Below are 14,934 nucleotides of genomic sequence, written 5' to 3' on the forward strand. Positions count from 1 at the left end.
TCAAAGGCTCCCGCCGCTGTCAGCCATCGTCTTCTTCGCAGTGCCAGACCCAGGCATCCAACTCGATATGCTCAATACCGCGAAAGTGGCTCTCCATCATGAACTCGCGGCGATCGCTGAGCATGCCGCGGTTGCCGCCGGCTTTCTTGATGGCCTTGGCGAGCTTCTTGTTCACGTTGTTATTGATCCAGGCATCGCTGAACAACATGCCCTGCATCTTGCTCCCCGACGACACCGAAACTTCCCCCTTTTCTTCGCACCCCTGAGGGGCTTCGCGGAGCAGTAATATTTTATCCGCCTGTGCCGCCAGGGCGGTGCCGAGCAGCAGAATCATCAGACAAAAGCGCATGGTGTTTCCTGTTGTTGTTATTGGTCGGACTTGCAGGCCTGCCGGGCCTTGGCCACGTTTTCCCGCAAGTGAACGGGATTGATGGTGCCGGCAATGATACTGCTGACGCCAGCGGTGCCAAGGATCTGGTTCAGACTTTCCTGCACCGGATCAGCAAGGGTGTCGTTGAGGTGGCCGCTGGCAAAGGCTTTCTTGATCAGGATGCCTTTGTGGTGAGCGGCGGCGTGTTCGATCACCGGTACTTCATCATGGTGCTGAAGGTTGTAGGTGACCATGGCCATGTCGGCGTGGTCCAGGCAGGCAATGCCGCCAGCCACGGTCTTGGTGGACATGCCAGTGGTGCGCACCAGGCCTTCCTTCTTCAGGTCGTTCAGGGCGTCCAGGGTGCCCTGTTTGATGATCCCCATGTCATCGCCATCGGAGTGAATCAATACGCAATCCAGGTAATCGGTGTTGAGGCGTTTCAGGCTGCGTTCCACGGAGCGGCGAACGTGTTCCGGGGAGAAATCGAAATGGCTTTCACCACTGTTGTTATCAAACTCTTCGCCGACCTTGGTGACAATGACCCAGTCCTGGCGCCGGCTCATCAGCTGGCCGAGACGAGCTTCGCTGTGGCCGTAGGCGGGAGCGGTGTCGATCAGGTTGATGCCCAAGTCCCGGGCCTGGGCCAGCAGCTCGGTTACCGCGTGGTCATCAGGGATGGTGAAACCATTGGGGTATTTCACCCCCTTGTCGCGGCCGATTTTCACCGTGCCCAGGCCGAGTGCGCTGACGGTTAACCCTGTGTTGCCCAAGGGGCGCATGAAGGACATGAAAACTCCTGAATCATTCTCGCTGTAGGAGCGCCACTGGAGGCGCGAACACCCAGAAGCGAGTTACGAGTTACGAGTTACGAAAGGCTGAATATTTTGGATTTTCGCGACTCGTAACTCGCTTCTCGATACTGTTTTTTTGGGGCGCGCCGCAGTGGGTAATCAAAAACAACGATGCCAGTACGGCAGGCCCATGGGGGCCTGCTCAAGCTCTGCCGGTACCGTTAGCGGTTCGCCGGGTTGCAGGCCGCTTTCTTCCACTAGCGCCATGACCCGGTCGCCCAGATCCGGCGCCAGAGTGAGTTTGGTGGGCCAGGCGATGATCAGGTTCTGGTCCCGGCGGGCGTAGGCATTATCCGGTTTCACCAGTGCCTGTTGTCTGGGTTCGGCGCGGGTCACATCCAGGGTGGCGAATTCGGCGTTGCTGAAATCCAGCCAGGGGAACAGCTGCCGGAGTTCGTCCCGGCCGGCGGCCAGTTGTTCCTGATCGGTGCGCTCCACGCCCCGTTCCGCCAGGTCACCGCCCAGGTACCACACCACCTTGCCGTCCGGGCAGTCGTGGGTGGTGACGGTGAGCACCGGTTTGTTGCTGGTGCCGACACAGTGGGCGTAAAGGCGATGGCCCAGGTCGTGTTTGACCAGCACCATTTTCAGCGGGCGCAGTTGGCTGTTTTCCTGCTCCAGCAGGTGAGCCTGATGGGCGCCGTCGAGCAGGGCCGGGTTGCCATTGCCGGCGGCGAGCAGGGTCAGGCGCGGTTCAATGCGTTGACCATTGACCGTGACGGCGCGCAGGCCGTTTTCATCCCATTCCAGTGGGTCCCGTTCGTTGTCGAACGCCAGCAGCCGGTCGCGGACCGGCGCACTGAGTGTCTCGATCAGCGATTCGGTATTGATGACCAGGTCGTCCAGTTTGTAGACGTTGCCCTTGAAAGCCTTATTGGCCAGCGCGCTGGGGAAATGATCGCGCTTGAGCTTTTCAATGCGGCCGCGCAGCATCTTGCTGGCGAAAAAATTGGTCATCCGTGAGGCCACGGAGCCGCTGGACCACATGTGCTGGGTGTCACTCAGTACCGTCAGGTCGCGCAGGTCCACAGGGTCATCGCCGGCCATGGCGGCACGCCAGCGATCCGGCATGGCGGAAATGGCTTCGGACTCGTTGGACAGGTTGCCGCCCAAGGCATACTTGAGGCCACCGTGGATAATGCCCTGGCTGGCCAGGGTCTGGTCGCCGCCGAGGGTGGCGGACTCCAGCAGCAGGCATTGGTAGCCGGCGGCGTTGAGTCGGTTGATCAGCCACAGGCCGGCGATGCCGCCGCCAAAGATCACAATGTCCGGGCGGAGTGTGTCAGGTTTCAGGGTTGAGTCACTCATGGCTCACCATCGTTGAACAGTGCGGCTATGCTAGCATAGGCCAAGCCGCTAACACGCAAGCACGCGATACGCACCACGCCAAAAACAAGAGAGCCCATGCGAACCCTTTATTCTTTCCTCTGGTATTTATTGCTGCCCTTCCTTTTTCTGCGCCTGTGGCTGCGCGGCAGAAAGGCGCCGGCCTATCGGTTGCGCTGGAAAGAACGCATGGCGTGGGGTTATCGGCCCGGCACCCTGAAAAACAGCCTTTGGGTACATGCAGTGTCGGTGGGCGAAACGCTGGCGGCGGCGCCGTTGATCGAGCGGTTGTTGGCGGATTACCCGGATGTGCCTTTGCTGGTCACCACCACCACGCCCACCGGGTCGGAGCGTGTACAGGCGCTGTTCGGGGATCGGGTGACCCATGTGTACTGTCCCTGGGAATTGCCCACGGCACTGACGCGCTTTATGCGCGCCTTTGATCCGCAACTGGTGATCGTGCTGGAGACTGAGCTGTGGCCGAACCTGTGTGCGGCGGTGAAGCGCCATGGCGCAAAACTGATGCTGATGAACGGGCGGTTGTCAGAAAAAAGCTATCGGGGTTACGGCAAGTTGCCTCGGCTGATTCGCCCGATGATGGCGCGCTTTGATGCGCTTGCCGTGCAGACCCAGGTAGAGGCCGAACGTTATATGGCACTGGGTGCCTGGCCGGAGCGGGTCTACCCCATTGGTAGCGTGAAATTCGATATGACATTGGATACGGCAGTGAAGCAGGCCGCGTCGCAGCTGCGTGTTTCATTCGGTGATCGGCCGGTGTGGATAGCCGCCAGTACCCATCCGGGGGAAGACGCCCCGGTGCTGGCGGCGCACAAGACACTGCGTGCACAGAAGCCGGATGCGCTGCTGATTCTGGTGCCGCGGCACCCGGAACGGTTTGACGGGGTTGCCGATCAGGTCCGCGAGGCTGGCTTGTCAGTGGCCCGCCGTAGCCAGCAGGAACCGGCCGCCGATGCGGCGGTGTATCTGGCCGATACCATGGGCGAATTGCTGATGTTGTTTGGTGCCTGTGATGTGGCCTTTGTGGGCGGATCGCTGGTGCCAGTGGGCGGCCATAATCTGCTGGAACCGGCGGCCTGGGAAAAGCCGGTGCTCACCGGCCCGCATCTGCATAATTTCACCGCCATCGCGCAACTGCTGGATGAGGCTGGCGGGCTCAGTGTGGTCGACAGCGGCGAAGCGTTGGGTGACAAGTTGCAGGTATTGATGAGTGACCCGGACCAGTGTGCCCGGCAGGGCCAGGCCGCCGCTGCGGTGGTGGAAGCGAACCGTGGCGCGCTGGAAAAAGGGTTGGAGTTGATCGCCATGGAGATGAATGTCGGATTACGCCCTTCGGGCTAATGCGACCTACGCTGTGCCTGTCGCAGGTTGTGCATAAAAAAACCGCTAGCCGTTGCCGGGTAGCGGTTTTTTTATGGTCCGGGCGATGCCCGCGTGTTTGCGTCAGGCATCGGGCGTTCGGCGTCAGGCTGGCCTGCCTCAGTTGATCGGCGAGTTTTCTTCCATCATTTCTTCACTCTGGCCTTCCAGATCCGGGTTGTAGAGATCCAGCGTTTGATCCGGGGCCAGCCAGTTGTTTACCGCCGCCAGGTCGCCCTGTTGCAGGTCGCCGGTGGTGGATTTCAGGGTCAGCGAGTTGATGATGTAGTCGTAGCGAGCGTTGGCGTAGTCACGCTCGGCGGCGAACAGGGCGCGCTGTGCGTTGAGTACGTCGACCACGTTACGGGTGCCGACTTCATAGCCGGACTGGGTGGCGTCCAGCGCCGAGCGGGTGGAGCGGATGGCCTGCTGGCGCGCCTTGATGCGCAGGGCATCGGCTTCCACGGTGCGGTAGGCGCTGCGCGCCTGTTGCACGATATCGCGTACCGCCTGGTCATACTGGAAATCCGCCGCATCCGCACGCAGGTAGGCTTCCTTGCGACGGCTGTTCAGGCCGCCACCCTGGAACAGGGGCATGCTCACTTCCACACCGATCTGGCGATTCTGGGTGTCGAACAGGGAGCTGTTGGAGTTGATGCCCGAGGCGTTGGGATCTTCGTCCGGCGACAGGTGGGAGTGCTGGTACTGGGCCACCAGTTGTACCTGGGGCAGCTGTGCGCCGAGCTGGCGTTTGGCGGTGTTCTCGGTGAGCTCTGTATTATAGAGCGCTGCCTGCACCTGCGGGTTTTGCACCTTGGCCTTTTCGATCCAGTCGTTCATGTCGGTGGGCTGGGGGCCTTCCATGGGTAATTCATCGCGCAGCTCCAGCAGGGTTTGCCACTGCTGGCCGGTGAGGGTTTCCAGCTGGTCACGGGCAATGTCGTATTGCTGGCGAGCGACAATCAGGTTTACCTGGGTCAGGTCGTAGGTGGCTTGGGCTTCTTCCACGTCGGTGGCCGGCACCAGGCCCACATCAAAGCGCTCCTGGGTCTGTTCCAGTTGGCGGCCGATGGCTTTTTCTTCCGCCTTGGCGGATACCCAGGTGTCCCAGGCGCGCAGTACACCGAAGTAGCCCTGGGCCACACGCAGCACAAAATCCTGGCGGGCCTGCTCGAAATTGGCCTGCGCGATATCGGTGCTCGATTGTGCCTCTTTATAGCCATACCAGGCATCAACACGGAACAGGGGCTGGGTCAGGGTGAAGGTGCTGACTTCGCTGCCGTAGTTCTGGTCCACGTTGATATCTTCGATTTCACGGTCGTTGTCGTAGCGTCCGTAGCTGGCGGAGACGTTCGGGAACAGGGCGGCGCGGCCTTGTACCATCAGCTCCTGGTCGGCATTCCAGTTCATCCGCGCGGCGCGCCAGGTGCCGTCGTAGCTCCAGGCTGCGTTGGCGACTTCAGTAAGGTCAGCGGCCTGAACGGCACTGGCCAGTGAGGTAAGAAGAAGAACTAGGGGCGTTGCCGGGCTACGCTTCATTCTGGTGCACTCTTTTTGTGTGTCTGATTAATCATTATGGTACTGGCAAGTACAGAAAATTAACACTGCCTGTTTGGGCCAGTTCCGCGGTTGTTTGGCTATTGGGCGCTGGCGTATAGTGTCCGCCATTCCTGAATTTCCCTTATTTGCTTCTGGAGGCCGACGTGCCAGACGATCAGCGCCCCATCGCCAACGCCATTGACGAATCCTGCCAGCCCATCGCGGGTTCACGAAAGATCTACGTCACGGGCTCGCGCCCGGACATTCGTGTGCCCATGCGGGAAATCCAACAGCATCCGACCCCATTGGCGGACGGAAAGTTCGAGGATAACCCACCGCTGTCGGTTTATGATACCTCTGGTCCCTATACTGACCCGGACACCCAAATCGACATCCGTAAAGGGCTGAATCCTATTCGCTCAGCCTGGATTGATGAACGTGATGATACCGAGCAACTCGCCGGGCTGACCAGCGAGTATGGCCGCAAGCGGGCCAACGATGTGGCCAAGGCCGGCCTGCGCTTTGAGCACACCCGCATTCCGCGCCGTGCCCGTGCCGGCAAGAATGTCAGCCAGATGCACTACGCGCGCCAGGGCATCATCACCCCGGAGATGGAATATATCGCCATCCGCGAGAACCAGCGGTTGCGCGAGCATCGCGAAGCCGGCCTGCCGGTGGATCAGCATCCGGGGCAGAGCTTCGGCGCGGCGATTCCGGCGGAAATTACCCCGGAGTTCGTTCGTGATGAAGTGGCTCGGGGCCGTGCGGTGATTCCGGTGAACATCAACCACCCGGAAATCGAACCGATGATCATCGGCCGCAACTTTCTTACCAAGATCAACGCCAACATCGGCAACTCGGCGGTGACCTCTTCCATCGAGGAAGAAGTGTCCAAGATGACCTGGGCTACCCGCTGGGGCGGCGACACGGTGATGGACCTGTCCACCGGTGACAATATTCACGAAACCCGCGAGTGGATTCTGCGTAACTCGCCGGTGCCCATCGGCACCGTGCCCATCTACCAGGCGCTGGAAAAGGTCAACGGCGTGGCCGAAGACCTGACCTGGGAAATCTTCCGCGACACCCTGATCGAGCAGGCCGAGCAGGGGGTGAGCTACTTCACCATTCACGCCGGTGTGCTGTTGCGCTACGTGCCGATGACCGCCAACCGGGTTACCGGCATTGTGTCCCGCGGTGGTTCGATCATGGCCAAGTGGTGCCTGGCGCACCATGAGGAAAGCTTCCTCTACACCCATTTCGAAGATATCTGCGAGATCATGAAGGCCTACGATGTGACCTTCAGTCTCGGCGATGGCCTGCGCCCCGGTTCGCTGGCGGATGCCAACGATGAAGCCCAGTTCAGCGAGCTGCGCACCCTGGGCGAGCTGACCAAGATTGCCTGGAAGCATGATGTACAGGTGATGATCGAAGGCCCCGGCCATGTGCCCATGCACATGATCAAGGCCAACATGGATGAGCAGCTGGAGCACTGTGGGGAAGCACCGTTCTATACCCTGGGTCCGCTGACCATCGATATCTCCCCCGGTTACGATCACATTTCCAGCGCCATTGGTGCGGCCATGATCGGCTGGTATGGCACCGCCATGCTTTGCTATGTGACGCCCAAGGAGCACCTGGGGCTGCCCAATCGCGAAGACGTGAAGGAAGGCATCATCGCCTACAAGATTGCTGCCCACGCGGCGGATCTGGCGAAGGGGCATCCGGGTGCGCAGCTGCGTGATAATGCCCTGTCCAAGGCGCGTTTCGAATTCCGCTGGGAAGATCAGTTCAACCTGGGGTTGGACCCGGACCGGGCTCGCGAATACCACGACGAGACCCTGCCGAAACAGGCTCACAAGGTGGCGCATTTCTGTTCCATGTGCGGGCCCAAGTTCTGCTCCATGAAGATCAGCCAGGAAGTCCGCGAGATCTACGGTGACGGCACCGCCCAGGTGGCCCAGGCCGAAGCGGGCATGGAAGAAAAGTCCAAGGAGTTCCGCGAGCAGGGCTCCGCGCTTTATCACGAGGCCCATGAGTAATCAGTCGCTGACACCGCCATTTGGCCCGCAGGATGTGGAAGTGCTGGAACGGGAGACCCCGTTCCAGGGCTTCTTCCGGGTGGATACCCTGACCCTGCGTCACAAGCACTATAACGGTGGCTGGGGTGAGCCCGTTCGCCGGGAGCTGTTTGTGCGCCCACCGGCGGCGGCGGTGTTGCCCTATGATCCGGTGCGTGGCGAGATTCTGCTGGTGGAGCAGTTTCGGGTCGGCGCGCTGGAATGGCGGGATACGCCCTGGTGTCTGGAATTGATTGCCGGCATCGCCGACAAGGACGGAGAAAGTGCTGCCGACCTGATTCGCCGTGAAGCGGTGGAAGAAGCGGGGCTGACTCTGGGAACCATGGAGCCGGTTGCGGCGTACATGCCCAGCCCGGGTGGCTCCAACGAGCGCCTGCAGGTGTTCGTGGGCCATGCGGATCTGGCCGGCGCCGGCGGTATTTTCGGTTGCCCGGACGAGGGCGAAGACATTCGTGCGGTCACCGTAAGTGCAGTCCATATTCCTGCGCTGCTGGAAAGCGGTCAGGTGGACAACGCCGCGTCGCTGATCGCCCTGCAGTGGTTGTTGTTGAACCGTGACCGGCTGGATGCAAGCTGGGGCGGACAATGAGTCGTCGCGAGCGTTACCGGCTGGATTTCCGTGCGCTGATGACCCAGTGCGAGGAAAACTATGCGCGGCTGTTGCCGTTGATGAAGGCGCTGGGTGAGCGCGACAGCATGGCGGTGGACGTGGGGCATGACCTGCATCCTCATACCCTGCAGATGCGTGTGCTGGAGCGCTCCCCCTACACCACTACCGTGCGCCTGGAAGACCAGGAATTGCTGGAAACCTTGCCGGCATCCCGGCTCACCGTGCGCATGTACCACGATGCGCGACTGGCAGAAGTCACTGAAGCGCGGCCTTTCCGGCGGGTCAATGCCCGTTACGCCTACCCCAACCGCAACATGCATCAGCGTGACGAGAAGGTGCAGTGGAACCGGTTTCTGGCGGAATGGCTACGCCACCTCCATGACCACGGCCGCGACAGTGGCCAGGCCTGGCGGCAGCAGGTCACCGGTAGCTAGCCTCTGAGCATGCAAGGCGTTATTCAGCGGGTTCCCTGGGCCCCTGCCATTCTCTGGACACAGAATCAACCCGCCCTGCGGCTTCTTCGTGGAGAAATGGTAACCAATTCCAGCTCTTGGACCTGTTTCCTAGAAAAGTGCCATCATCTTGGTTATAAGTGACGTGACGCGCAGTTCCACAGTACTGGGGAGTACAGGGAGGAGCTGCAGGATAGATGGGACCCTAATAAACGGTTACGGGAGCGGGGATCTTGACGCAGCAGTTGCAGCCCCTTCGAGTCGTGCAGTTGTCAGACTGCCATTTGTTTGCCGATCCACAAGGCAAGCTGCTGGGTTTGAATACCCAGTTCAGTCTGGACAAGGTGCTGGAGCTGATTCGCAAGGAACAACCCAATCCGGATTTGATTCTGGCCACCGGGGACCTGTCCCAGGATGCCTCCTACGAATCCTACGAGCGCCTGGATCGCGCTCTGTCCGGTTTCGATGTGCCGGTTTACTGGCTGGAAGGCAATCACGACAAGCCCGCGCCCATGTTGCAGGCGCTGGAAGCCCACCGCGAAAAAATGAGTCCGTGCGTGCTGAATGTGGGCAACTGGACCATTGTCATGCTGGACTCCACCATTCCCGGTGAAGTGCCCGGCGATCTGTTCGATGAAGACCTGAAATTTCTCGATACCGCCCTGCGAGACGCCACCGGTGAACACCTGATGGTGTGCCTGCATCACCACCCGGTACCGATGGAGTGCACCTGGCTGGATACCCAGGTGGTGGGCAGTGCCGACCAGTTTTTCCAGGTCATCGACCGCCATGAGCGGATGCGCGCCATTATCTGGGGGCATGTGCACCAGGAGTATGACGCGCACCGCAACGGGGTGCGGATGATGGCGGTACCCAGCACCTGTGTGCAGTTCAAGCCCAAGAGCGAAGACTTTGCCGTGGATGATGCCAATCCCGGCTACCGTTGGCTGGATTTGCACCCGGATGGCCAGATCGACACAGGGGTGAGCCGGGTGGAAGGCATCACCTTCGAGGTGGATTTCACGGTCAAAGGTTATTGAGTGTCGAGTTGAAAGCTTAAAGTTGAAACGCGAAGACAGGTAGCCGTGACATTGGCAGGCCCTTTCTCCGCGTTGCCAGAGGGGCAGAATCGCGGGCACGGTCGAGCGATTGCACGCGCTTTTCAACGTTAAACTTTCAACTTGCAACTCCTCCCCATCGCGTCAAACTCCTGAACAGCGTAGTAACGAGGAGTGATCATGACTGCCCCGCAAATGTCCCTGATGTATATCCACGGCTTCAATAGCTCGCCTGCGTCCCACAAGGCGGGGTTGCTGCGCTCGGTGTTCGAGCAGGCCGGGTGCCCGGAACGGCTGATCGTGCCGGCATTGCCGCCGTCGCCGAGGCTGGCCATGGCGGAGCTGGATGCGGCCATTGCCGGGGCCGGGCCGGTGGCGCTGCTGGGCTCGTCGCTGGGCGGTTTTTATGCCACCTGGCTGGCGGAGCACCACGATCTGAAGGCCGCAATCGTAAATCCTGCGGTCAGACCGTGGCGACTACTGGACAAATACACAGGTATCCAGCATAACTACCATACCGGCGAAGCCTACCAGTTCGATCCGGTCTGGCTGGAGCAGTTACGGCGCTACGAAGTGACAGAGATCACCCAGCCGGAAAACCTGCTGTTGCTGACCCAGACCGGTGACGAAACCCTTAACTGGGAAGACGGCTGGGACTATTACGGCGACTGTCACCGCTATTGTGGCTTGGGTGGCAGCCACGGCTTTGATAACTTTGACGCCTTCATACCGCTGATGCTGCGGTTTTGTGGGATTGAAATACACGCCTGATGCCCGAGGCCAGATGCTGGACGTGTGATACATCATGCGTCCGGCATCTGGCGTCCTGCGTCTGGTGCTTCTGGAAAATCTATGGCCAATAACTATACGTCCGAAAATATTGAAGTGTTGTCGGGCCTGGACCCGGTGCGTAAGCGCCCGGGCATGTACACCGATACCTCCCGCCCCAATCACCTTGCCCAGGAAGTCATCGATAACTCGGTGGATGAAGCGCTGGCCGGCCATGCCAAGTCGATCAAGGTCACCCTGCTCAAGGACGGCGGCGTGGAAGTGGAAGACGATGGCCGCGGCATGCCTGTGGACATGCATCCGGTACAGAAAAAACCGGGTGTGGAAGTGATCCTGTCTACCCTGCACTCCGGGGGCAAGTTCTCCAATAACAACTACCAGTTCAGTGGTGGCCTGCACGGCGTGGGCGTGTCCGTGGTGAACGCTCTGTCCACCAAACTGGAGATTCTGGTCAAGCGTGATGGTCAGCTGCACCGCATGGAATTCGGTGATGGCGAAAAGCGCAGCGATCTGGAAGTGATCGATACGGTTGGCAAGCGCAACACCGGCACCATTTTGCGCTTCTGGCCTGACGCCAAGTATTTCGATTCACCGAAAATGTCGGTGACTCGCCTCAAGCACCTGTTGCGGGCCAAGGCGGTACTTTGCCCGGGCCTGCTGGTCACGCTGGATAACCAGCTCACCGGCGAGAGCGACGCCTGGCAATTCGATGATGGCCTGATCGAATACCTGCTGGAATCCAGCCGCGGTTGGGAGCGCGTGCCGCAGGAGCCGTTCAATGGCGCCATGAGCGCGGAAACCGAAGCAGTGGATTGGGCGGTGACCTGGCTGCCGGAAGGCGGTGAGTTAATTCAGGAAGCGTATGTAAACCTGATCCCCACGGCCCAGGGCGGCACCCATGTGAACGGGCTGCGTTCCGGCTTGCTGGATGCCATGCGCGAGTTCTGCGAGTTCCGTAACCTGCTGCCCCGTGGCGTTAAACTGACTCCGGAAGATATCTGGGATCGGGCTGCCTTCGTGCTCAGCGTGAAAATGCAGGACCCGCAATTTGCCGGGCAAACCAAGGAGCGATTGAGTTCCCGCCAGACCGCAGCCTTTGTCTCCGGCGTGGTGAAGGACGCGTTTTCCCTGTGGTTGAACCAGCACACCGATGAAGCCGAAAAACTGGCGGACCTGTGCATCAATAACGCCCAGAAGCGTTTGCGCGCAGCCAAGAAAGTCACCCGGAAAAAAGTCACCAGCGGCCCGGCCTTGCCCGGCAAGCTGGCGGACTGCACCAGCGATGATCCGTCCCAGAGTGAAATCTTTCTGGTGGAAGGGGATTCGGCGGGTGGCAGCGCCAAGCAGGCCCGCGACCGGGTTTATCAGGCGATCATGCCCCTGCGCGGCAAGATCATGAATACCTGGGAAGTGGATTCCAACGAGGTGTTGGGTAGCCAGGAAATTCATGATATCGCCGTGGCCCTGGGTATCGAGCCCGGCAGTGATGATCTCGGCAGCCTGCGTTACGGCAAGGTCTGCATTCTTGCCGATGCGGACTCTGATGGTCTGCATATCGCCACGTTGATCTGCGCGCTGTTTCTGCGTCACTTTCCTGCCTTGGTAAAGCACGGCCATGTATTTGTGGCCATGCCGCCGCTGTATCGCATCGACGTGGGCAAGGAAGTGTATTACGCCCTGGACAAGGAAGAGCGCGATGGCGTGCTGGACCGCATCAAGGCCGAGAAAAAACGCGGCAAGGTGAACGTGACCCGCTTCAAGGGGCTGGGTGAAATGAACCCGCTGCAATTGCGCGAAACCACCATGGCCCGCGACACCCGCCGCCTGGTGCGCCTGGATGTCTCCACCGATGACGGCACCCACCAGCTGATGGATATGCTGCTCAGCAAAAAGCGCGCGTCCGACCGCAAGGTCTGGCTGGAAGAAAAAGGCAATCTGGCGGAAGTATAGAAACGCTTCACGCAACAGGCTTCACGCAGCACGCTGAGTGTGTTTTCTGAAGCACAAAGGTTAATAAAAATTGGAACATATTGCTGGTTTGGTTTTCTCGTAAAGCGTAACGACAGAGTGTTGCGTGATGCGTGTAAGCGTGCAGGCCAGCGAGTATAGCGAGCAAACATGGCTGACGAATTTGAAAGTTTTCCGTTAAAGGAATACACCGAAAAAGCGTACCTGGATTATTCCATGTACGTGATTCTGGATCGGGCCCTGCCCAATATTGGTGACGGCCTCAAGCCGGTGCAGCGGCGTATCGTGTACGCCATGAGTGAGCTGGGCCTGAAGTCCACGTCCAAGTACAAGAAGTCCGCCCGTACGGTGGGTGATGTGCTGGGTAAGTATCATCCTCATGGGGACTCTGCCTGCTACGAAGCCATGGTGTTGATGGCGCAGCCGTTCAGTTACCGCTATCCACTGGTGGATGGTCAGGGGAACTGGGGTAGCGCGGACGACCCGAAATCGTTTGCCGCCATGCGTTATACGGAATCCAAGTTGGCGCCGTATGCGGAAGTGTTGTTGTCCGAGCTGGGCCAGGGAACGGTGGAATGGCTGCCCAATTTCGATGGCACCATGGATGAACCCAAGCTGCTGCCGGCCCGGCTGCCCAATGTGTTGCTCAATGGCACCACCGGCATTGCCGTGGGCATGAGCACGGATATCCCGCCGCACAATCTGCGCGAAGTGGCCAATGCCTGTATTCACCTGCTGAAAGATCCCGGCGCCTCGCTGGATGACCTGATGCAGTACATCAAGGGCCCGGATTTCCCTACCGAAGCGGAAGTGATCACCCCGATCAACGACATCATTCGCATGTATGCCGAGGGCAAAGGCTCTCTGAAGCAGCGAGCAGTTTACGAACGCGAAGATGGCGATATTGTGGTGACCGCGCTGCCGTATCAGGTTTCCGGGGCCAAGGTGCTGGAACAGATCGCCGATCAGATGAACAAGAAAAAGCTGCCCATGGTCAGCGATCTGCGGGACGAATCCGACCATGAGAATCCCACTCGCCTGGTGATTACGCCGCGCTCCAACCGGGTGGATGTGGAACAGTTGATGAGTCACCTGTTTGCCAGCACCGACCTGGAAAAGAATTACCGGGTTAACCTGAACATGATCGGCATCGATGGCCGGCCCCAGGTGAAAAGCCTGGATATGATCCTGAACGAGTGGCTGCAGTTCCGCATGGTCACGGTGCGCCGTCGTCTGCAGTACCGTCTCGACAAGGTGCTGGAACGCCTGCACATCCTGGAAGGCTTGTTGGCGGCATTCCTGAATATTGATGAAGTGATTCATATCATCCGTACTGAAGATGCCCCCAAGCCGGTATTGATGGAACGGTTTGGTATCAGCGACCGTCAGGCGGAAGCGATTCTGGAATTGAAGTTGCGCCACTTGGCGAAACTGGAAGAAATGAAAATTCGCGGTGAGCAGGACGAGCTCAACGAAGAACGCGAATACCTGGAAACCACTCTGGGCTCCATGGCGAAAATGAAGAAGCTGGTAGCCAAAGAGCTGAAGGATGACGCCGAGAAATACGGTGATGATCGCCGCTCGCCGCTGGTGGAGCGCGATGACGCCAAGGCCCTGGATGAGACCGACCTGCTCAGCGCCGACCCGGTGACCGTGGTGCTGTCGGAAAAAGGCTGGGTGCGTGCTGCCAAGGGGCACGAAGTGGACGTGGAAGGCCTCAGTTATAAAGCCGGCGACAAGTACAAGGCCAGCGCCAAAGGCAAATCCAACCAGCCGGTCTGCTTTATCGACAGTACCGGGCGAACCTATTCGCTGCCGGCGCACACGCTGCCCAGCGCCCGTGGCCAGGGTGAACCGCTGTCTGGCCGGGTCAGCCCGCCTTCCGGCGCCAGCTTTATGGCGGCGGTGATGGGCAAGGACAAGGATGCCTACCTGATGAGCACCGATGCCGGTTACGGTTTCGTGGTGCGCTATGCGGACTTGCTGGCGAACAAGAAAGCGGGCAAGACGGTGCTTAATGTTCCCAAGGGTGCGCGCGTGTTGTCGCCACAACCGATTGCCTCCACGGCGGATGACCGCATTGCGCTGGTTTCCAATGAAGGCCGGCTGTTGGTGTTCCCGGTCAGCGAGTTGCCGGAAATGGTTCGCGGCAAGGGCAACAAGATGATGTCGATTCCGGGGGCGCGTGTGGCCGAGCGGGTGGAATTCGTGCAGGACGTTCAGGTGGTTGGCCCAGACGATGCGCTGACTCTCTACGCGGGCAAGCGTCACCTGACCCTGAAAGCCGGCGATCTTGAGCACTATTATGGCGAGCGGGGCCGTCGCGGGGCGAAGCTGCCGCGTGGCTTCCAGAACGTGGATGCCATGTCTGTGGAGCGCAAGGGCTGATCGTGTGCCTGTAGGAGGGGAAGGGCCGGTAATGCGAGCGCGCAGCCGGCCTTTTTTCTGTGCACAGAGGAATGCTGCTGCGGTGACAGGTTCTCCAGCAGTAAAAAGGTTCGCCGGGGTAGAGG

At 59.7% G+C, this 14,934-nt stretch carries 12 protein-coding genes; 8 read left to right on the forward strand and 4 right to left on the reverse strand.

Annotated features, from left to right (window positions below; genetic code table 11):
- Positions 1 to 19: 19 nt before the first annotated feature.
- From F1529_RS02815 to F1529_RS02825, 3 genes are all read right to left on the reverse strand, one after another.
- Positions 20 to 349 carry a hypothetical protein gene (locus F1529_RS02815; protein ID WP_155132003.1) on the reverse strand — a complete coding sequence of 110 codons (330 nt, stop codon included), beginning with the start codon at positions 347 to 349 and terminating at the stop codon, positions 20 to 22.
- A 17-nt stretch (positions 350 to 366) separates the two neighbouring features.
- A complete protein-coding gene (locus tag F1529_RS02820) occupies positions 367 to 1,161 on the reverse strand; it encodes an aldo/keto reductase (protein ID WP_155132006.1) in 795 nt (264 codons plus the stop codon).
- 162 nt (positions 1,162 to 1,323) lie between these two features.
- Positions 1,324 to 2,532 carry an FAD-dependent oxidoreductase gene (locus tag F1529_RS02825; RefSeq protein ID WP_155132009.1) on the reverse strand — a complete coding sequence of 403 codons (1,209 nt, stop codon included), beginning with the start codon at positions 2,530 to 2,532 and terminating at the stop codon, positions 1,324 to 1,326.
- Positions 2,533 to 2,628: 96 nt separating this feature from the next.
- Here F1529_RS02825 and waaA point away from each other — a divergent pair, with 96 nt between their 5' ends.
- Complete coding sequence (gene waaA, locus F1529_RS02830) at positions 2,629 to 3,909, forward strand: lipid IV(A) 3-deoxy-D-manno-octulosonic acid transferase (RefSeq protein WP_155132012.1); 1,281 nt, start codon at positions 2,629 to 2,631, stop codon at positions 3,907 to 3,909.
- Positions 3,910 to 4,047: 138 nt separating this feature from the next.
- Here the strand turns inward: waaA and F1529_RS02835 are convergent, their stop codons facing one another.
- On the reverse strand, positions 4,048 to 5,466 hold the full coding sequence (locus F1529_RS02835; RefSeq protein ID WP_007150139.1) for a TolC family outer membrane protein: 1,419 nt from the start codon (positions 5,464 to 5,466) through the stop codon (positions 4,048 to 4,050).
- A gap of 164 nt (positions 5,467 to 5,630) precedes the next feature.
- Here F1529_RS02835 and thiC point away from each other — a divergent pair, with 164 nt between their 5' ends.
- From thiC to parC, 7 genes are all read left to right on the forward strand, one after another.
- Positions 5,631 to 7,505, forward strand: a complete 1,875-nt coding sequence (gene thiC, locus F1529_RS02840) for a phosphomethylpyrimidine synthase ThiC (RefSeq protein ID WP_370456936.1) — start codon at positions 5,631 to 5,633, stop codon at positions 7,503 to 7,505.
- The gene (locus F1529_RS02845) at positions 7,498 to 8,133 is read left to right on the forward strand and encodes an NUDIX domain-containing protein (protein ID WP_155132015.1); all 636 of its coding nucleotides are present in this window, start codon (positions 7,498 to 7,500) and stop codon (positions 8,131 to 8,133) included. The genes thiC and F1529_RS02845 overlap by 8 nt, the downstream gene beginning before the upstream one ends.
- On the forward strand, positions 8,130 to 8,588 hold the full coding sequence (locus F1529_RS02850; RefSeq protein WP_007148940.1) for a DUF1249 domain-containing protein: 459 nt from the start codon (positions 8,130 to 8,132) through the stop codon (positions 8,586 to 8,588). Before F1529_RS02845 ends, F1529_RS02850 begins: the two co-directional genes overlap by 4 nt.
- 251 nt (positions 8,589 to 8,839) lie before the next feature.
- Positions 8,840 to 9,646: a 3',5'-cyclic-AMP phosphodiesterase gene (gene cpdA / locus F1529_RS02855; protein WP_039926751.1), complete on the forward strand. Its 807-nt coding sequence runs from the start codon at positions 8,840 to 8,842 to the stop codon at positions 9,644 to 9,646.
- 198 nt (positions 9,647 to 9,844) lie between these two features.
- A complete protein-coding gene (locus tag F1529_RS02860; protein WP_039926753.1) occupies positions 9,845 to 10,435 on the forward strand; it encodes a YqiA/YcfP family alpha/beta fold hydrolase in 591 nt (196 codons plus the stop codon).
- Positions 10,436 to 10,516: 81 nt separating this feature from the next.
- Complete coding sequence (parE, locus tag F1529_RS02865) at positions 10,517 to 12,403, forward strand: DNA topoisomerase IV subunit B (RefSeq protein WP_007148567.1); 1,887 nt, start codon at positions 10,517 to 10,519, stop codon at positions 12,401 to 12,403.
- A 168-nt stretch (positions 12,404 to 12,571) separates the two neighbouring features.
- Positions 12,572 to 14,809 (forward strand): DNA topoisomerase IV subunit A, encoded by a 2,238-nt coding sequence (gene parC / locus F1529_RS02870; protein WP_007148975.1) that lies wholly within the window; start codon positions 12,572 to 12,574, stop codon positions 14,807 to 14,809.
- Positions 14,810 to 14,934 lie beyond the last annotated feature (125 nt).

The sequence above is a fragment of the Alcanivorax sp. VBW004 genome, assembly GCF_009718865.1.
Classification (GTDB): Bacteria; Pseudomonadota; Gammaproteobacteria; order Pseudomonadales; family Alcanivoracaceae; genus Alcanivorax.

What these genes read in the sequence shown, in the direction of transcription:
- F1529_RS02860 (WP_039926753.1), top strand. Translation starts at nt 9,845, where the DNA reads ATGACTGCCCCGCAAATGTCCCTGATGTATATCCACGGCTTCAATAGC.
- waaA (WP_155132012.1), top strand. Translation starts at nt 2,629, where the DNA reads ATGCGAACCCTTTATTCTTTCCTCTGGTATTTATTGCTGCCCTTCCTT.
- F1529_RS02835 (WP_007150139.1), bottom strand. Translation starts at nt 5,466, where the DNA reads ATGAAGCGTAGCCCGGCAACGCCCCTAGTTCTTCTTCTTACCTCACTG.
- F1529_RS02820 (WP_155132006.1), bottom strand. Translation starts at nt 1,161, where the DNA reads ATGTCCTTCATGCGCCCCTTGGGCAACACAGGGTTAACCGTCAGCGCA.
- F1529_RS02825 (WP_155132009.1), bottom strand. Translation starts at nt 2,532, where the DNA reads ATGAGTGACTCAACCCTGAAACCTGACACACTCCGCCCGGACATTGTG.
- F1529_RS02850 (WP_007148940.1), top strand. Translation starts at nt 8,130, where the DNA reads ATGAGTCGTCGCGAGCGTTACCGGCTGGATTTCCGTGCGCTGATGACC.
- F1529_RS02815 (WP_155132003.1), bottom strand. Translation starts at nt 349, where the DNA reads ATGCGCTTTTGTCTGATGATTCTGCTGCTCGGCACCGCCCTGGCGGCA.
- parE (WP_007148567.1), top strand. Translation starts at nt 10,517, where the DNA reads ATGGCCAATAACTATACGTCCGAAAATATTGAAGTGTTGTCGGGCCTG.
- parC (WP_007148975.1), top strand. Translation starts at nt 12,572, where the DNA reads ATGGCTGACGAATTTGAAAGTTTTCCGTTAAAGGAATACACCGAAAAA.
- F1529_RS02845 (WP_155132015.1), top strand. Translation starts at nt 7,498, where the DNA reads ATGAGTAATCAGTCGCTGACACCGCCATTTGGCCCGCAGGATGTGGAA.